Source organism: Streptosporangium sp. G11 (assembly GCF_051192615.1).
GTDB lineage: Bacteria > Actinomycetota > Actinomycetes > Streptosporangiales > Streptosporangiaceae > Streptosporangium.
On the sequence record NZ_JBPJUQ010000002.1, the window covers coordinates 78,325 to 93,848 of the forward strand.

Genomic DNA, 15,524 nt, shown 5'->3' on the forward strand with positions numbered 1-15,524 from the left:
AACCCGCGACCCCCGGCCGATCCCGTACACCTCGGAAACGGTGAGCGCCGATGACACCCGGTGAGATCCAGTACGGCGACGCGCCCATCCCGCTCAACCCGGGCCGCGAGCGCGTCACCGTCCGCGTCGTCAACACCGCCGACCGGCCGATCCAGGTCGGCTCCCACTACCACTTCGCCGCGTGCAACCCCGGCCTGGAGTTCGACCGCCAGGCGGCCTGGGGCACCCGGCTCGACGTCCCGGCCGGCACGGCGGTGCGCTTCGAGCCCGGCGTGGAGCGCGACGTGACCCTCGTGCCGATCGGCGGGCTGCGGATCGTCCCCGGTCTCCGTCCCGAGTGGGCCGGACCTCTCGACGGGAGCCCCAGTGTTCATTGAACGATCCCGCTACGCCGCCCTCTACGGTCCCACCACCGGTGACCGGGTCAGGCTGGCCGACACCGACCTGCTCATCGAGGTCACCGAGGACCTGTCGATGGGCCCGTCGGGGGCGGGCGACGAGGCCGTCTTCGGCGGCGGCAAGGTCATCAGGGAGTCGATGGGCCAGGCCAGGACCACCAGGGCCGAGGGCTCGCCCGACCTGGTGATCACCGGCGCGGTGATCCTCGACCACTGGGGCGTGGTGAAGGCCGACATCGGGATCAGAGACGGCCGCATCGTCGCGATCGGCAAGGCCGGAAACCCCGACACCATGGACGGCGTCCACCCCGACCTCGTCATCGGCCCCTCGACCGAGATCCTCGCGGGCAACGGGAAGATCCTGACCGCCGGGGCGATCGACTCCCACGTCCACCTGATCTGCCCGCAGATCCTCGACGAGGCCCTCGCCGCCGGGGTGACCACCATCGTGGGCGGCGGCACCGGGCCCGCCGAGGGCACCAAGGCCACCACCGTCACCGGCACCTGGTATCTCGCCCGGATGCTGGAGTCGCTCGACTCCTACCCGATCAACGTCGCGCTGCTCGGCAAGGGCAACACGGTCAGCCGCGACGGTCTGCTCGAACAGCTCCGCGCCGGGGCCTCGGGGTTCAAACTGCACGAGGACTGGGGCACCACTCCCGCCGCCATCGACGCCTGCCTGTCGGTCGCCGACGCCACCGGCACCCAGGTGACGATCCACACCGACACCCTCAACGAGGCCGGGTTCGTGGAGTCGACGCTGGCGGCCATCGGTGACCGGATGATCCACGCGTACCACACCGAGGGGGCGGGCGGCGGCCACGCGCCGGACATCATCCGGGTCGCCTCCTACGGCAACATCCTGCCGTCCTCGACCAACCCGACCCGCCCGCACACCGTCAACACGCTCGACGAGCACCTCGACATGCTGATGGTCTGCCACCACCTCAACCCGTCCATCCCCGAGGACCTGGCGTTCGCCGAGTCCCGGATCCGGCCGTCCACGATGGCGGCCGAGGACATCCTGCACGACATGGGCGCGATCTCGATGATCGGCTCGGACTCCCAGGCGATGGGCCGGGTAGGCGAGACGATCATCCGTACCTGGCAGACCGCGCACGTGATGAAGCGCCGCCGGGGCGCGCTTCCCGGCGACGGGCCCGCCGACAACCTCCGCGCCCGGCGCTACGTCGCCAAGTACACGATCTGCCCGGCCGTGGCCCACGGCCTGGACGGCGAGGTCGGCTCGGTGGAGGCCGGAAAGCTGGCCGACCTGGTCCTGTGGGACCCGGCCTTCTTCGGTGTCAAGCCGGACCTGGTGGTCAAGGGTGGTGTCATCGCGTACGCCCAGATGGGCGACGCCAACGCCTCCATCCCGACCCCGCAGCCGGTCATGCCGCGCCCGATGTTCGGCGCCGCCCCGGTCACCGCCGCCGCCACGTCGGTCCACTTCGTCGCCCCCCTGGCGATCGAGGACGGCCTCGCCGACCGCCTGGCCGTACGCAGGCGCCTGCTGCCGGTGGCCGACGTCCGGCGCAGGGGCAAGGAGAGCATGCCGCTCAACGACGCCATGCCCAGGATCGACGTCGACCCCGACACCTTCGCCGTCAGCGTCGACGGCGAGGTGATCGAACCCGCTCCCGCCGAGACCCTGCCCATGACCCAGCGCTACTTCCTGTTCTGACCGGCTCCCGATCGACCGCCACACCGTCTCGTCCAGCCTCGTCCAGTCTCGTCCAGTCGAAGGGAGGCCCGTAGCGCATGAACGCCGCGTTGCTGCTCCTGACCGACTCCCGGCTGCCCGCCGGGGGCCACGGCCACTCGGGGGGCGCCGAGGAGGCGATCAGGATCGGCGCGATCCAGGACCTTCCCGGCCTCGCCGCCTTCCTGCGGGGCCGCCTGGCCACCGCCGGCCTGGTGACGGCCGCCCTCGCCGCCGCGGCCTGCGAGCTCGGCGCCGCCCACCTCTCCGCGGGCCTCCCGCCCCCGGCGAGCGGCCCACCGGCGGAGGTCCCCGCGCGGGCGAACGACCTCACCCCGGCGGAGGTCCCCTCCAGGACGAACGGCCTCACCCCGGCGGACGGCGCCGTCCCCGCGAACGGCCTCACCCCGGCGAACGGTCCCGGTGCCGCTCCCGCTCCCGTGAACGGCTCGTCTCCCCATCCGGAGACGAGCCGTTCCGAGTGGGTGCGGCTGGACGCGGAGGCCGACGCCAGGATCTCCTCGCCCGCCCAGCGGGAGGCGAGCCGCACGCAGGGCAGGCTGCTGCTGCGGACCTCGCGAAGGATCTGGCCCTCCCCGGTGCTCGACACGCTGGTCAAGACCGTGTCCCAGGGCGTCCACCACCCTCTCGCGCTCGGTGCGGTGGCGGCCGTGGCGGGGTGCTCACCCGCCGAGGCCGCCCTCGCGGCGGCCTACACCTCCGTCACCGGACCCGCCACGGCGGCGGTGCGACTGCTGGGCCTCGACCCGGTCGCCGTCCACCGCCTGCTCGCCGATCTCGCCCCTGCCCTGGAACGGGTAGCGGCCACCGTCTCCACCCAGAAGGCCCGGGAGTCCAGGGATGCCTGGAAGCCACGGGAGTCCGGGGAGTCGCGGGAATCGTGGAAGTCGTGGGAATCACTGCCCGCACATGCCGCCCCCGCGCTCGACCTGCTCGCCGAACAGCACATCCGCGCAGATCTGAGGCTTTTCGTCTCCTGACGACCACCTGGAAGGACGGTGACCCCCATGGGCGCCAACCACGACGACCACCACCACGCCGCCGACCCCCACGGACGAGCACTGCGTCTGGGCATCGGAGGCCCCGTCGGCAGCGGCAAGACCGCGCTGACCGCGGCCCTGTGCCGGACGCTCGGCCCCTCGATGCGCCTGGGCGTGGTGACCAACGACATCTACACCACCGAGGACGCCGACTTCCTGCGCAGGGCGGGCGTGCTCGACCCGGAGCGGATCGTCGCCGTGCAGACCGGGTGCTGCCCGCACACCGCCATCCGCGACGACATCGCGGCCAACCTCGACGCGGTGGAGACCCTGGAGGAGCGGTTCGGCCCCCTCGACCTGGTGATCGTGGAGAGCGGCGGGGACAACCTCACGGCCACCTTCAGCAGGGGTCTGGCCGACCGGCAGATCTTCGTCCTGGACGTGTCGGGCGGCGACAAGGTCCCGCGCAAGGGTGGTCCTGGCGTGACGACGGCCGACCTTCTCGTGATCAACAAGACCGACCTGGCCCCGATGGTCGGCGCGGACCTCACGGTCATGTCGCGCGACGCGGCGGCCGTACGTGAGGGCAGGCCCGTGCTGTTCACCTCGCTCAGGGAGGACTCAAGCGCGCACGCGGTCTCCGAATGGGTCACCGGTCTCGTCGAGTCCTGGGCCCACGAGCACTCCAACGCCTGACCTCATGTCCGTCACCGACTCCGGCCCGGCTCCCGCCGCAGGCCACGCGCCCGCCCCCGTCCCCGTCCCCGTCCACGACGACGCCCCCGCGCCCGCGCGGCCGGAGCCGGGCCGGGCCGGTCGGCGGTCGATGAGGGCGCGGGCGGCGATCGCCACCCGGCGGGAGGCCGGCGGCCGGACCGTCCTCGCCACGATGCGTTCCGGCCCGCCGCTCACGGTGCGGGCCACCGCGCCGGGCCGGGTACACCTGGTCTCCACCGCCGCGGGCCCGCTGGGCGGCGACGACCTGGCCCTCGACATCGAGGTCGCGGCGGGCACCGCGCTGGAGGTGCGGTCGGTCGCGAGCACGCTGGTGCTGCCCGGCTCCACGGGGGCCGAGTCGCTGATGACGATCACGGCCAGGGTCGGCGCGGGCGCCTCGCTGCGGTTCGCGCCGGAACCGACGGTGCTCGCGGCGGGCTGCCTGCACCGCATGGTCGTCCGGCTGGACCTGGCCGAGGACGCGCGGGTGTTCTGGCGCGAGGAGATCGTCTTCGGCCGGTACGGCGAGCGGCCGGGGCGTTGCCACTCGCGCTTCGACGCCGTCCTCGGCGGGGTGCCGCTGCTCCGGCAGGAGTTCGTGGTGGGCGACCCGGAGATCGACGGCAGCCCCGCCGTCTACGGCGACGCCCGCTGCGTGGGCAGCACCCTGATCACCGGACGGGCGCCGGAGACGGTGGTCGGGGACGGCTGGGCCGTCCTTCCCCTGGCCGGCCCCGGCACCCTGGTCTCCGCCCTCGGCCGGGACACCGTCGAGCTGCGACGGCGGCTCCGGCACGGCGAGGAGGCGACCACCCTCGAGGGGCCGGGCCCTCAGTCGTAGAAACCCAGGCGGCGGAGCTGCTTGGGGTCGCGCTGCCAGTCCTTGGCGACGCTGATGCGCAGGTCGAGATAGACGCGGGTGCCGAGGAGCGCCTCGATCTGCTGGCGGGCTCGGCTTCCGACGTCCTTGAGCCGGGAACCCTTGTGCCCGATCACGATGGCCTTCTGCGAGGGGCGCTCGACGAACATGTGCGCGTAGATGTCGAGGAGGTCGTCGCGCCCCTCCCTGGGCATCATCTCGTCGACGACGACCGCGATCGAGTGCGGCAACTCGTCGCGTACGCCCTCCAGAGCCGCCTCGCGGATCAGCTCGCCCACCAGCACCTGCTCGGGCTCGTCGGTGAGCTGGCCTCCCTCGTACAGCGGCGGGCTCTCCGGGAGGTGCCGGACCAGCACGTCGGCCAGCACGTCGAGCTGCTCGCCCGACTGCGCGGAGACCGGGACGATGTCCTCGAATTCGGTGAGCTGGGAGATCGCGAGCAGTTGCGCGGCGATCTGCTCGCGGGTCGCCAGGTCGCACTTGGTCACCACGGCGACCACCGGGGTCTTCTTGATGCCCGCGAGCTTCTCCGCGATGAACCTGTCGCCCTTGCCGATGGGCTCGTTGGCGGGCACGCAGAAACCGATCGCGTCGACCTCGGTGAGGGTGGAGAGCACCAGGCTGTCCAGCCGCTCGCCCAGGAGCGTGCGGGGCCGGTGCAGACCCGGTGTGTCGACGATGACGAGCTGGGAGTCGGGGCGGTGCACGATGCCGCGGATGGCGCGACGGGTCGTCTGTGGCTTGGAAGAGGTGATCGCCACCTTCGTGCCGACCAACGCGTTCATCAGCGTGGACTTGCCGACGTTGGGCCGGCCGACGAAGCAGGCGAAACCGGCATGGAAATCAGCAGCTGAGGAACTCACGTCAACCATTGTCGCCGATGCCGGACTCAGCTCTGACGCGGCGTCCCGTCGGGACCGGCCACGAGCACGGTCTCACCGCCCAGATCGCGGACCGCCCGGGTGTCGGCGTCGGAGGGGCCGTCACCCGCCGTGACCAGCGCGGCGGCCTCCAGCGACTCCGCTCCGCTGGACACCGCCATCGCCACGGCGACCTGGAGCGCCGACAGGGTCAACGACGGCAATGCCACATTGGTCGCCGAATAGGTCCTGCCGGTCTCGTCCCGCACGGCGGCCCCCTCGGCCGCGCCGTTGCGGGCACGGGCGGAACGGGCCAGCACGATGATCTTCTTGTCCTCGGGATCGAGGGTCGCGTCACTCACGGCACAAGGGTATTCAGCTCCCGGTCCCCACGGCGACCCGGCCTCCCCCGGGCGTCGCTCCCCCCCTCCGGACAGCGGTTCCATCCGGGCGGCCTCCCCGGCCGGCGCCCCGTTCGGACGATGCCTCCGCCCAGGCGGCGTCCCGCTCACACGCCGACCTCGCCGACCTCGTCGACCAGCAGGCGGGCGAGCTGCTGTGTACGGGCGGCGTCGACCTCCCTGACCCCGGCGTGCACCAGCGAGATCAGGGTGTGGCCGCTGAGCGCGAACACCAGGTGGATCTCGTACGGATACCCGTTCAGCCTGCCGTTCAGCCGCCTGGCCTGCACCCCGGCGCCGACCGCGCCCAGGTCCAGGTCGGAGACCCTGAAGGTGGTGCCGCGGGCCGCGACGGGAGCGCGCACGACCGGGCAGCCGCCCAGCGCCTCGGCGAGCTCGCCGAAATGGAGCGCGGCGTCGTCACCGCCGTAGGAGGCCAGGCCGAACCCGGCCAGTTCCCCGACCCCGTCGCCCTGGTAGGTCACGGCGGCCCGCGCTCCCAGCGCCCGCTTCGGCGGCCTTCCCCCGGCGGCGTCGAGAACGAGCCTGCAGTCTTCGTCGACGGGCCGGAAGGGGGCTCGCCAGCCGTCACGCGGGCGGGCCGAGAACCCGTCCGGCAGGTTTCGTGCCTCGCTGAGCACCCCCCGCAGCCGGTTCAGCTCCGCGGCGCGGTCCGTGGTCGGTGGGCCCTCACCACCGCAGCCGGTCAAAACGCTCGAAATAAGCCCATATAACACCACAAAAACGACAAAACCCATCCCCCGCTTCATGACCATTCCCCCGATGTCATGTGCGAGGCGCCCCCGTCCCCGCCGACCCGCTTTCTTCCCCGCCAGAAAAAACGGCAATCATTCAATAAACGCCTAAGGGTGTCCTCAACCGCATTTCACGGCCGAGAACACCCTTGAGCGAGCGACGCAGAACAGCCTCGGAGCCCTGCGTCACCCTGTCTCCCCCTGGATCCGATCCCTCGCACCGCGAACCCCTCCGGGCGCCGGGACCTTCCCCACCGGCCCCCGCGCGACCGGGTGCCGTGAGAGAAGCATCGCGCGCCCCGCTTGCAGGCGGCTTGCGGACGACTTGGGAAAAAATCGCCCGTCCGGATCCGGCCATGGAGCGCTTTCCGGGCCGTCACGGCGGCCCGGGGGCCCTCACTGGTCGGCGGAGGCGGAGACCGAGTCGGGCTCGGCGGGAACGGCCCTGGTGACGAGCACCGTGCCGATCCGGTTGCGGCGCCCGGCGAGGCTCTCGGCCGTCAGGCTGAGCCCCTCCACCACCGCCTGGGAGCCGGCGATCGGCACCCGGCCCAGCGCGTGCGCCAGCAGCCCGCCGACGGTCTCGACGTCGTCGACCTCCAGCTCGATGCCGAACAGGTCTTCCAGGTCGCCTACCGGGAGCCTGGCGGTCACCCGGACCGCGCCGTCCTCCAGAGGCTCCACCCTGGGGGCCTCCTGGTCGTACTCGTCGGCGATCTCACCGACGATCTCCTCCAGGATGTCCTCGATGGTGACCAGGCCGGCCGTGCCGCCGTACTCGTCGATGACGATGGCCTGGTGGATCTGGCGGGCCTGCATCTCGCGGAGCAGCTGGTCGATCGGCTTGCTCTCCGGCACGTAGGTGGCCGGGCGCATGAGGCCCTCCACCGGCTCGGCGCGTCCCTCGTCACCGGTGTCCTGCACCCGGCGCGCGATGTCCTTGAGGTAGGCGATGCCGATGACGTCGTCCTCGTTCTCGCCGACCACGGGAATCCGCGAGAAACCGCTGCGCAGGGCGAGCGACAGGGCCTGGTTCAGCGTCTTGCCGCGCTCGATGAACACCATGTCGGTACGGGGCACCATGACCTCGCGGGCCAGGGTGTCACCGAGCTCGAAGACCGAGTGGATCATCTCCCGCTCGTCGGGCTCGATGACCCTGCGCTCCTCGGCCAGGTCGACCAGGTCGCGCAGCTCGGCCTCGGAGGTGAAGGGCCCCTCGCGAAAGCCCTTGCCCGGCGTCACCGCGTTGCCGAGCAGGATGAGCAGCTTGGGCAGGGGGCCGAAGATCCGGGTCAGGCCGTAGACCAGGGGCGCGCTGGCGAGCGCGATCGGCTCCGCGTGCTGGCGCCCCAGCGTGCGCGGGGAGACCCCGACGATCACGTAGCTGATGACGATCATGACGGCCGCGGCCGCGGCGTACGCCCAGCCCTGGTCGCCGAGCCAGTCGATGAAGAGCAGCGTGGCGATCACCGTGGCGACCAGCTCGCAGCTCAGCCGGAGCAGGAGCAGCAGGTTCAGGTAGCGCGGCGGGTCGGCAACGATGGCCTGCAGGCGCTCCGCGCCCCGGCGGCCGTCGCGGACGAACTCCTCCGCGCGAACCCTTGAGATGCGGGTCAGGGCCGTCTCCGCGCTGGCGATCAGCCCGCCGACCACGACGAGGACGACGGCCGAGAACAACCACCCGTTGGCGAAGCTCACCGCTGGGGGCGCACCTCCCGCCACGACTCCAGAAGCTCGCCCTGAAGGCCGAACATCTCCTTGTGCTCCTCGGGCTCCGCGTGGTCGTAGCCGAGCAGGTGGAGAATGCCGTGCGTGCACAGCAGCTCCAGCTCGGCCTCGGTGCCGTGCCCGGCCTCGGCCCCCTGCTTGGCGGCCACCTGCGGGCAGAGCACCACGTCACCGAGGAGCGCCGGGTCGGTGGGCGCGTCGCCCTCCTGCCTGGCCCCCGCGCCGGGGCCCGGACGCAGCTCGTCCATCGGGAAGGCCAGCACGTCCGTGGGACCCGGCTCGCCCATCCACTGCTCGTGCAGCACCGACATGGCCTCTTCGTCGACGACCAGGATCGACAGCTCGGCGAGCGGGTTGATGCCCATCCGCTCCAGCACGTGCCCCGCCAGCGAGACGATGAGCCCCTCGTCGATCTCGACGCCGGACTCGTTGTTGACCTCGACGCTCATCGGCCGTTCACCGCTCCCCGCTCACCGCGTGACCGGTGCGTACCCCGCGACCCGATCCGCTTCCCGCGCCGGAGTCGCTCCGCGCTCATCGCTCGCCCACCGCTTCTCGACCGGCCGTCGGCCCGTCCGTTCTCATGATCTCCCCCGGGGGCGCTTGACCACGCCCTTGATCTGCTCCACGGCGCTGCTCTGGCGCTGCGTCTCGTCGTAACGCCCATACGCGTCCACGATGTCTCCCACCAGCTTATGCCGCACCACGTCCGCACTGGTAAGGCGGCTGAAGTGGATGTCGGGGATGCCCTCAAGGATGTCCTGGACGACCCTGAGGCCGCTCAGCGTGCCGTTCGGCAGGTCGACCTGGGTGACGTCACCGGTGACGACGATCTTCGAGTTGAAGCCCAGCCGCGTCAGGAACATCTTCATCTGCTCCGGCGAGGTGTTCTGCGCCTCGTCCAGGATGATGTAGGCGTCGTTGAGCGTACGGCCGCGCATGTAGGCCAGGGGGGCGACCTCGATCGTGCCCGCGGCCATCAGCCTGGGGATCGAATCGGGGTCGAGCATGTCGTGCAGCGCGTCGTAGAGCGGACGCAGGTAGGGGTCGATCTTCTCGTAGAGGGTGCCCGGCAGGAAGCCCAGCCTCTCGCCCGCCTCCACGGCGGGGCGGGTGAGGATGATCCGGTTGACCTTCTTCTCCTGGAGGGCCTTCACGGCCTTCGCCATGGCGAGGTAGGTCTTGCCCGTGCCGGCCGGGCCGATGCCGAAGACGACGGTGAACTTGTCGATGGCGTCGACGTAACGCTTCTGGTTCACGGTCTTCGGGCGGATGGTCCGGCCCCGCGAGGAGATGATGTCCAGGGACAGGACCTCTGCGGGCCTGTCGGAGGTCATCCGCAGCATGGCGATGCTGCGCTCCACCGCGTCGGCCGTGAGCTGCGCGCCGCCGCGGACGAGCTCGGACATCTCCTCGAAGAGCCGCACCACGGTGCTGCTCTCCTCGGGGCTGCCGGTGACGGTGATCTCGTTGCCGCGGACGTGGATGTCGGCACGGAAGGCACCCTCGATGACGCGCAACAGCTCGTCGCGCGAGCCCAGCAGGCTGACCATCGACTGATCGTCCGGAATAACCACCTTCGCCTGGGTCCGGCTGGCACCCCGGGACCTCTGCGGCGTTCTGCTGGAATCGTTTGTCTCGGACATGAGCGGGCCTTACGGCCTGTTCGCCTCCAGATATCGGCGCGGAACTTCACCGCCATGCTATCCGCGATCGTCGCGATCGCGCTTGCCGGTTTTCAGCCGGGCGGCCACTGCAGGCCGCGCCCGCCGAGCACGTGTCCGTGCACGTGAAAGACGGTCTGACCGGCCCCGGGACCGGTGTTGAACACCAGCCGGTAACCCGGCTCGACGATCCCCTCCTGCTGGGCGACCGCGTGCGCGGTCTTGATCACCTCGTCGGCCAGACCGTGGTCGGCGGCGGCCAGCGCCGCCGCGTCCCTGTAGTGGTCCTTGGGGATCACCAGCACATGGGTCGGCGCCTGGGGATTGACGTCGCGGAAGGCCAGCGTGCGATCGGTCTCGTAGACGATCTTCGCGGGAACCTCGCTGGCCACGATCTTGCAGAACAGGCAGTCGGCTTCGCTCACCATGCAGGCACCATACCGCCGAGGACGTTGTGAATCGGTGATGGTTCCCGTCCGCAAACAAAGATCCGCCCGGATATGGTGGGTGTGCAAAACTTCAACCACGACAGCCCTTTGCGCACAGCGATATCAGCAATATATGGCCGCCTGGCGAGGACACGACTGGGTCATGCCCCCTAATGAACCGGAAGAGCGTAAACCCTCTGGGAAGGCCAAGCGTCCCACTGATGTGACCACCGAGACCCTCGTGGCCGACAGGTCGCTCGGGGCGGTGCCCGTCGGATGGGATGCCGACATGGCCGTTACCGCGCTCTACAGCGCGCACTATCGGTCTCTTGTCCGTCTCGCCGTCTTACTCGTCCGCGATATGGCAACCGCGGAGGAGGTCGTGCAGGACGCGTTCGTCGCCATCCATGGCGCCTGGCGTCGACTGCGCGACACCGACAAGGCACTGGCCTACCTGCGACAGTCGGTCGTCAACCGATCACGTTCGGTGCTTCGGCACCGGGCGGTCGTCGAGAAGTACGCCCCCAAGGGCATGCCCGACGCGCCGAGCGCCGAGAACGGGGCGATCGGCGAGTTCGAGCGTTCCGCCGTCATCGAGGCGCTTCGCGGGCTGCCCGCACGCCAGCGGGAGGCCCTGGTCCTGCGTTACTACGGAGACCTGTCCGAGGCGCAGATCGCCCACGCGATGGGCATCAGCAAAGGCGCGGTCAAGAGCCACACGGCTCGCGGCATGGCCGCCCTACGAACCTCACTGGAGCAACTGTCATGACCGACTCCCCGGATGAGTACGGCGAGCTGCTTCGCCGCGCGCTCAGCGCGGAGGCGAACTCGGTCGTTCCCTCCCCGGACGGGCTGGAGATAATCCGCGGCCGCATCGAGCGGCGCGGGCTCCGCTGGCTGGTGTGGTGGCGCGCCGGGGCCTCCGTCGCCGGCGCGGTCCTCGTCGCGGCGACCGTCGTCATGGTGGTTCCCCAGTTCCGCGAGCAGGTGATCCCCCAGGTGAGCACCGAGGGGGTCAGGTACGCCGAGTCGACCCCTCCCGTCGACGGGTCCGCCACCTCACGCCCGCCGGCGCCCGCCTCGCAGCCGCCGTCCAACCATGCCCCGCTTCCGGCCGTCAGCAGGTCGGGTCCCGGCTCCACCATGCTCCCGCCGACGCCCACGGCGTCCAGGAGCACGACGCCCAGCACGAGACCGACCTCCAGGACGAGCCAGGCGTCGAGACCCCCCAGGCCGACGCCGGCGCCGACGCCCACCTGCCCCACCCCCCTCGACATCAGCCCCACCGTCGACCCCACCGGGATCATCAGGAAGTGCGAGGAGATCGAGGCGACACCGACGCCGACGAAGACGAGGCCACCGGCCCCCTCGGAGAGCCCGTGCTCGCCCGACGGGTGCGCGCCCTCGGGTGACGCGTCTCCCCCCATGCCCACGGAGGCGAGCACTCCGGCCCCGACCCCCGGCCAGAGTTAGCGCGACAACCGGTCACGGTGGCCCCTGACCGGTTTCTCCTCCCCCGCGCCGCGGATTTCCCGGGCCCCCGCGCGCGAACGGGTTCCCCAAGCCTTCGCAGCACGGGTTTCCCAAGCTTTCGTGGCACAGGTTTCCCGAGCCTTCGTGGCACAGGTTTCCCGAGCCTTCGTGGCACAGGTTTCCCGAGCCTTCGTGGCACAGGTTTCCCGAGCCTTCGCGACACGGATTCGCCGGACCCGCGAGCACCGGGAGGATGGCCGCCAAAGGGCGACCGTCCGCGCCATCGGTGACGAGGTGTTACCAGCGGCCACTGCGCGTCTGAAGCACCGCCGCCGCGACGACCCCGGCCGTCGAGGTGCGCAGCACCGTCGGCCCGAGCAGCGCCGGCACCGCCTTGGCCTCGCGGAACGCGGCGATCTCCTCCCCCGACACCCCGCCCTCGGGGCCGACCACCACGACGATGTCGCCGCCCGCGGGAAGGGGCAGGCCGGACAGCGGGGAGGCGGCCTCCTCGTGCAGCACGACACCCAGCGCCGCCGCCGACAGCAGACCGGCGACCTTCGCGGTGGACGCGAGCTCCGTCACCTCGGGCAGGTGGAAGCGGCGCGACTGCTTGCCCGCCTCGCGGGCCGTGGAGCGCCAGCGGGCCAGCGCCTTGGCCGCCCGCTCGCCCTTCCACTGGGTGACGCACCTGGCCGCGGACCAGGGGACGATCACGTCGACCCCCGCCTCGGTCATCATCTCCACGGCCAGCTCGCCCCGGTCGCCCTTGGGCAGGCCCTGGACCACGACCAGGCGCGGTGACGGCACGGGCACGTCGTGGCGGCGCAGCACCCGCACCCGGAGCGAGTCCTTGCCCGCCTCGGTCACCACGCACTCGGCGACGGAACCCGCCCCGTCGGTCAGGTCGAGCCGCTCACCCGCCCGCAGCCGCCGTACGGCCGCCGCGTGGCGTCCCTCGGGGCCGCCGAAGACGAACTCCGGCCTGGCCAGGTCGGCGGGCTCGGCCAGGAAGACCGGGACGGTCATGGGCCGTCGGGGCGGACCGCGTCGAGGCGACGCGAACCGGGGCCGGGCGGGACCGGGCGGCGCGACCGGAAACCGGCCGGAACCGGGCGACACGACCGGGAGCGGACCGGGGCGGGGCGCCCCGGCAGGGGGCGGCCCCGGCCGGGGTGACGCGATCGGGAGCGGGCCGGGTCAGCGGCCATTGAAGGCGTCCCGCAGGCGGGAGAAGAAGCTCTGCTGCCCGGGGGCGAACTTACCCGGCGGGCGCTCCTCGCCGCGGAGCCTGGCGAGCTCCTTCAAAAGCCCCTCCTGCTCGGCGTCGAGGCGGGAGGGGGTCTCCACGTTCACATGGATCAGCAGATCGCCGCGGCCCGTCTCGTTCAGCCGTTGCACGCCCCGCCCGTAGAGCGGGATCGTCTGCCCCGACTGCGTGCCGGGACGGATGTCGAGCTCCTCGGCGCCGTCGAGCGTCTCCATGGTCAGGATGGTGCCGAGCGAGGCTGCGGTCATCGGGATCTGCACGGTGCAGTGCAGGTCGTCGCCGCGCCTCTCGAAGATCTCATGGGGACGCTCGACGATCTCCAGGAACAGGTCGCCGGGCGGGCCTCCACCCGGGCCGATCTCACCCTCGCCGGCGAGCTGGATGTGGGTGCCGTCCTCGACCCCGGCCGGGATGCGGACCTTGATGGTCCGCCGGGTGCGGACCCGGCCGTCGCCGGAGCACTCCTGGCAGGGGTTGCGGATGATCGACCCGAAGCCGCCGCACTGGGGGCAGGGCCGGGAGGTCATGACCTGGCCCAGGAAGGACCGGGTGACCTGGGACACCTCGCCCCGGCCGTGACACATGTCACAGGTGTCGGGGTGGGTGCCGGCCGCGGCGCCGGAGCCCGTGCAGACCTCGCAGACCACGGCGGTGTCGACGACCAGCTCGCGGGTGGTGCCGAAGCCCGACTCGCGCAGGTCGAGCTCGACCCTGATGGTGGCGTTGCGCCCGCGGCGGGCGCGGGAACGGGGGCCTCGGCCGCCGCCGCCGGCCGCGCCGAAGAAGGCGTCCATGATGTCGCTGAACGGGAAGCCGGCGCCGAAGCCCCCGGCCCCCGCGCCGCCGCCCGAGGCGAACGGGTCGGCACCCATGTCGTACATCTGCCGCTTGTTGGAGTCGGACAGGACCTCGTAGGCCTGTGTGATCTCCTTGAAGCGTTCCTGGGTCTCGGGGTCGGGGTTGACGTCGGGATGCAGCTCGCGCGCCAGACGCCGGTACGCCTTCTTGATCTCTTCCGCACTGGCGTCGCGGCGCACCCCGAGGGTGCCGTAGTAGTCGCTCTTAGCCACTTTTCGTTGACCTCTTAGGATGCAGCCAGGATCTGGCTGACGTAGCGTGCCACCGCGCGCACCGCGCCCATCGTGACCGGGTAGTCCATTCGCGTCGGGCCCAGCACACCGAGCCGGGCCAGTTGCTTGTCCCCAGAACCGTATCCGGCGGCGACGATGGACGTGCCTTGGAGTCCGGTGTAGGGGTTCTCCGAGCCGATCCGCACGGTCAGCGCAGAAAGGTCGGAGGTCTCACCGAGCAGTCGCATGAGCACGACCTGCTCTTCCAGAGCCTCCAGCACGTCGCGGAGCCCGACGGTGAAGTCGGCTCCCGCGAGGTTGGCGGCTCCGGCAAAAACGATCTTCTCATCATGCCTGTCCACCAGGGACTCGAGCAGCACGGACAGGATAGTGGCCGCGAGGGGCCGGTCCTCCGTGGGGAGCCGCTCCGGCAGGTCGGCGACCTTGTCGGGGACGCTGGTGAGCCCGCATCCGTCGAGGGAGGCGTTGAGTATCGCGCGCAGATGGGCCACGCGCTGCTCGTCGACGACGTTGGGCAGCTCGACCACGCGCTGCTCGACCCTGCCGGTATTGGTGATCAGCACGAACATCAGCCGGCGCTCGCTCAGCGGCACCAGCTCGACGTGCCTGACCGTCGAGTGGGTCAGCGTCGGATACTGCACCACGGCGACCTGCCGGGTGAGCTGGGCCAGCAGCCGCACCGTCCGCATGACGACGTCGTCGATGTCCACCGCACCCGCGAGGAAGCTCTCGATGGCCTTGCGTTCCGCGCTCGACAGGGGCTTCACCTGCGAGAGCCGGTCGACGAAGAGCCGGTAGCCCTTGTCGGTGGGCACCCGGCCGGCACTGGTGTGGGGTTGGGCGATGTAACCCTGCTCCTCCAGCACCGCCATGTCGTTGCGGATCGTCGCCGGGGACACCCCCAGGTTGTGCCGATCCGCGAGGGCCTTTGAACCCACCGGCTCATTGGTGGACACGTAGTCCTCGACGATGGCGCGGAGCACGGCGAGCTTGCGGTCGTCGACCAACGTGGTCACCTCCCTGCCTGCGTTCAGAGGGAAACACGAGGTTTGGCACTCTGTGTTCCCGAGTGCCAAGTGTACGGCCCCCGTGCGGAAGGCGCGATAAGCAAGAGCTGCGGATGATGACGGCAAGCCGTTGTCAAGTCAACTGCTAT

The 15,524-nt window shown here is 71.1% G+C and carries 17 protein-coding genes; 7 read left to right on the forward strand and 10 right to left on the reverse strand.

Annotated elements, in window-relative coordinates:
* Positions 1–50 precede the first annotated feature (50 nt).
* The 5 genes from ACSDR0_RS02445 (at position 51) to ACSDR0_RS02465 (ending at position 4,659) form a co-directional block, all read left to right on the forward strand.
* Positions 51–377 (forward strand): urease subunit beta, encoded by a 327-nt coding sequence (locus tag ACSDR0_RS02445; protein WP_435287046.1) that lies wholly within the window; start codon positions 51–53, stop codon positions 375–377.
* A complete protein-coding gene (locus tag ACSDR0_RS02450) occupies positions 367–2,082 on the forward strand; it encodes an urease subunit alpha (protein WP_435287047.1) in 1,716 nt (571 codons plus the stop codon). The genes ACSDR0_RS02445 and ACSDR0_RS02450 overlap by 11 nt, the downstream gene beginning before the upstream one ends.
* 77 nt (positions 2,083–2,159) lie before the next feature.
* On the forward strand, positions 2,160–3,101 hold the full coding sequence (locus tag ACSDR0_RS02455; protein ID WP_435287048.1) for an urease accessory UreF family protein: 942 nt from the start codon (positions 2,160–2,162) through the stop codon (positions 3,099–3,101).
* 27 nt (positions 3,102–3,128) lie between these two features.
* A complete protein-coding gene (ureG, locus tag ACSDR0_RS02460; RefSeq protein ID WP_435287049.1) occupies positions 3,129–3,797 on the forward strand; it encodes an urease accessory protein UreG in 669 nt (222 codons plus the stop codon).
* A gap of 4 nt (positions 3,798–3,801) precedes the next feature.
* A complete protein-coding gene (locus ACSDR0_RS02465) occupies positions 3,802–4,659 on the forward strand; it encodes an urease accessory protein UreD (protein ID WP_435287050.1) in 858 nt (285 codons plus the stop codon).
* Here the strand turns inward: ACSDR0_RS02465 and era are convergent.
* From era to ACSDR0_RS02500, 7 genes are all read right to left on the reverse strand, one after another.
* Positions 4,650–5,570, reverse strand: a complete 921-nt coding sequence (era, locus tag ACSDR0_RS02470; protein ID WP_435287051.1) for a GTPase Era — start codon at positions 5,568–5,570, stop codon at positions 4,650–4,652. The genes ACSDR0_RS02465 and era overlap by 10 nt on opposite strands.
* A 17-nt stretch (positions 5,571–5,587) precedes the next feature.
* Positions 5,588–5,920, reverse strand: coding sequence for a cytidine deaminase (locus tag ACSDR0_RS02475; RefSeq protein WP_329092017.1), 333 nt, complete (start codon positions 5,918–5,920; stop codon positions 5,588–5,590).
* Positions 5,921–6,066: 146 nt separating this feature from the next.
* Entirely contained in the window at positions 6,067–6,669 is a 603-nt protein-coding gene (locus tag ACSDR0_RS02480; RefSeq protein ID WP_435287052.1) for a hypothetical protein, read from the reverse strand.
* 441 nt (positions 6,670–7,110) lie between these two features.
* Positions 7,111–8,412 carry a hemolysin family protein gene (locus ACSDR0_RS02485; RefSeq protein ID WP_435287053.1) on the reverse strand — a complete coding sequence of 434 codons (1,302 nt, stop codon included), beginning with the start codon at positions 8,410–8,412 and terminating at the stop codon, positions 7,111–7,113.
* Positions 8,409–8,891, reverse strand: coding sequence for an rRNA maturation RNase YbeY (ybeY, locus tag ACSDR0_RS02490; protein WP_344742683.1), 483 nt, complete (start codon positions 8,889–8,891; stop codon positions 8,409–8,411). Before ybeY ends, ACSDR0_RS02485 begins: the two co-directional genes overlap by 4 nt.
* A gap of 132 nt (positions 8,892–9,023) precedes the next feature.
* Positions 9,024–10,088: a PhoH family protein gene (locus ACSDR0_RS02495; protein WP_435287054.1), complete on the reverse strand. Its 1,065-nt coding sequence runs from the start codon at positions 10,086–10,088 to the stop codon at positions 9,024–9,026.
* Between the two features lie 92 nt (positions 10,089–10,180).
* Positions 10,181–10,531: a histidine triad nucleotide-binding protein gene (locus ACSDR0_RS02500; RefSeq protein ID WP_435287283.1), complete on the reverse strand. Its 351-nt coding sequence runs from the start codon at positions 10,529–10,531 to the stop codon at positions 10,181–10,183.
* Between the two features lie 292 nt (positions 10,532–10,823).
* Between ACSDR0_RS02500 and ACSDR0_RS02505 the strand changes: the two genes are divergently transcribed.
* Together ACSDR0_RS02505 and ACSDR0_RS02510 are read left to right on the forward strand one after the other, a co-directional pair.
* On the forward strand, positions 10,824–11,303 hold the full coding sequence (locus ACSDR0_RS02505) for a SigE family RNA polymerase sigma factor (protein WP_043655278.1): 480 nt from the start codon (positions 10,824–10,826) through the stop codon (positions 11,301–11,303).
* Positions 11,300–12,007, forward strand: a complete 708-nt coding sequence (locus ACSDR0_RS02510; protein WP_435287055.1) for a hypothetical protein — start codon at positions 11,300–11,302, stop codon at positions 12,005–12,007. Before ACSDR0_RS02505 ends, ACSDR0_RS02510 begins: the two co-directional genes overlap by 4 nt.
* Before the next feature lie 297 nt (positions 12,008–12,304).
* On the opposite strand, the gene ACSDR0_RS02515 is transcribed toward ACSDR0_RS02510, so the two are convergent.
* From ACSDR0_RS02515 to hrcA, 3 genes are all read right to left on the reverse strand, one after another.
* Positions 12,305–13,036: a 16S rRNA (uracil(1498)-N(3))-methyltransferase gene (locus tag ACSDR0_RS02515; RefSeq protein WP_435287056.1), complete on the reverse strand. Its 732-nt coding sequence runs from the start codon at positions 13,034–13,036 to the stop codon at positions 12,305–12,307.
* Positions 13,037–13,207: 171 nt separating this feature from the next.
* Positions 13,208–14,347: a molecular chaperone DnaJ gene (gene dnaJ / locus ACSDR0_RS02520; RefSeq protein ID WP_435287057.1), complete on the reverse strand. Its 1,140-nt coding sequence runs from the start codon at positions 14,345–14,347 to the stop codon at positions 13,208–13,210.
* Positions 14,348–14,361: 14 nt separating this feature from the next.
* Positions 14,362–15,375, reverse strand: a complete 1,014-nt coding sequence (hrcA, locus tag ACSDR0_RS02525; protein WP_435287284.1) for a heat-inducible transcriptional repressor HrcA — start codon at positions 15,373–15,375, stop codon at positions 14,362–14,364.
* Between the last annotated feature and the right edge of the window lie 149 nt (positions 15,376–15,524).